The sequence below is a fragment of the Desulfosporosinus sp. genome, from assembly GCF_014237355.1.
In the GTDB taxonomy this organism is placed as follows: Bacteria; Bacillota; Desulfitobacteriia; order Desulfitobacteriales; family Desulfitobacteriaceae; genus Desulfosporosinus.
The window spans coordinates 1-1,931 of record NZ_JABZFS010000003.1; the positions used below are offsets into that span (position 1 = coordinate 1).

Below are 1,931 nucleotides of genomic sequence, written 5' to 3' on the forward strand. Positions count from 1 at the left end.
TAGATCAACCCATTGAATTCTTCCGTGAACTAAATAGGATTCTTCAATCGGATGGTAGATTAGTAGTAATCGAGTGGGCTAAGGTTTCTACGCAAATAGGTCCGCCTCTCGAACACCGATTGTCAATACAACAATTGGACGATTGGGCACTTTCCACGGGTTTCATAAAAGAAGAATCATGGACATGGTCTGAGAATTTTATCGGCATCGGGTATCGTAAAAAGGGTTAAATTTAAATCATTATTAAGTTTCCATCCAGAACGTTTAAAAATATAGTGCGTTCTGGATTTTAACTTAGGCGAGATTTCATAAAGGCTAGACAGGCATCATACTAATTTAAAGAGGTGCTTGTAATGGTGATAGTGTTGTCGGCTATTTTTAATAGTATAGTTAACAATTTCTTGATATCTTTTGGGGTTGTAGTTGGAGCAAGTATTTTTAGCGGGGTTGGCGCCGTCATAACCAACGACCCTCCGCTTAGAGCAATGCTCGATATAGCAAGTTCTATCAAGATATGGGCCGTGGCGGTAACACTTGGTGGCACATTTGATTCTTTTGCTGCCATAGAGAAAGGCTTATTTGAAGGTGAATTTAAATCTATAGTAAAACAGGCGATTTATGTTTTAGCTGCTTTATTGGGAGCCAATACAGGATATAATGCTATTAAGCTAATCCAAAGGTGCAGCGAATGAGCCAACAATATAAAAAAGGCTTAAAAGTTTGTTTCGTTTCTGGAATAATCATTGGAATAATCATTGGAATCGCTGGTTTTAGTGTTATGGTAAGTTATAGAATGGACCAATTATATAAAAAAGTTGCTTATCTTGAGCAAACTATTCAAGATAAAAATATCGTACTGGAGAAGTTTGAAAAGAATATTAACACTTGGAGTCTTATAATTAAAGGTATCGAAGTAGTTTTAGCTTTTGATGGAGATGAAATTGATAAGATTCAAGTTGAAAAGAATATTAAAGATAAATATGCTACATTATTGGGTAAAGAAGTTAAGAAAATAGATCCTGATCTAATTATTGAAGTAGTAGATAAAAGAATTTTTAAGATCGATGATAAGGAATATAAATTAAAAGTCGACAGACTAATACTTACGGAAATAATGAAGATTTGGATCAGTGTAGAACCAGTTTGAGTTGTATGCTTTTTTTCTTGGTGACGTCATTTGAGTTTAATATTTCTGCTTTAAAGTATAAATTACGAAAACTATTAATTAAAAAAGGATTTTAAGTCAAATTATGAATGATAGCCAATTAAGTCTCTAACCGCCTGCTAAGCAGGTGGTTATTAATGTTATGAATCAGTATTGCCTTCGTGTATTACATTCGAAGTCAATACTTTTGGTCTTTTATAGTGTAATCATTGCGAATTGACAAGCATAGGTTATTTACAAGGTATTAACAGGAGGTGGATAACTTGGAGACTTATTTTCATAATGATCCCCGAATTAGAGAATGGGTTAATCAGATTATTGAAAGAATCTTCACGATCTGCATTTTAACGGGGGTTGATTCAGATGAAGAATTTCAAAAGGGTTGTCAAATTGTCATGAAACTTACATCTGTATTAGAAGAAATCCCAACTCTCTCCTCAGACGTCTTAGCAGATGGTGTTAAACAACTTATTGAACAACAGCTTCCTGACTCGCGTGTTGTTAATAATTTTCCTGAATTCCATACTATTATGAACAGAATGATACAAGAGGGAATATCGAAAGTCACTCTTTCTGAAAGGATGGAGTCTGTTACCGATTCTGCTTCTCCAAATGATGCTACCGATTTACATCAGGCAGAAGCACAAGCGGAGGCGCTGGCGGAGGTGAGAGCGCAGGCGGAAGCACAAGCGAAAGCGGATGCGGAGGCGTTGGCGGAGGCGAGAGAGCAGGCCGAAGCGCAAGCAAAGGCGTACGCAGAGGCGTT

The 1,931-nt window shown here is 36.6% G+C and carries 2 protein-coding genes and 2 pseudogenes; all 4 read left to right on the forward strand.

What is annotated here, in order from left to right:
* Nucleotides 1-230 (forward strand): annotated as a pseudogene (locus HGJ98_RS00490) (class I SAM-dependent methyltransferase); the annotation flags it as partial.
* Between the two features lie 123 nt (nucleotides 231-353).
* A complete protein-coding gene (locus tag HGJ98_RS00495) occupies nucleotides 354-692 on the forward strand; it encodes a YtrH family sporulation protein (protein WP_291349033.1) in 339 nt (112 codons plus the stop codon).
* Nucleotides 689-1,147, forward strand: coding sequence for a hypothetical protein (locus HGJ98_RS00500; RefSeq protein ID WP_291349034.1), 459 nt, complete (start codon nucleotides 689-691; stop codon nucleotides 1,145-1,147). Before HGJ98_RS00495 ends, HGJ98_RS00500 begins: the two co-directional genes overlap by 4 nt.
* A 281-nt stretch (nucleotides 1,148-1,428) precedes the next feature.
* A pseudogene (locus HGJ98_RS00505) lies at nucleotides 1,429-1,931 on the forward strand (hypothetical protein); the annotation flags it as partial.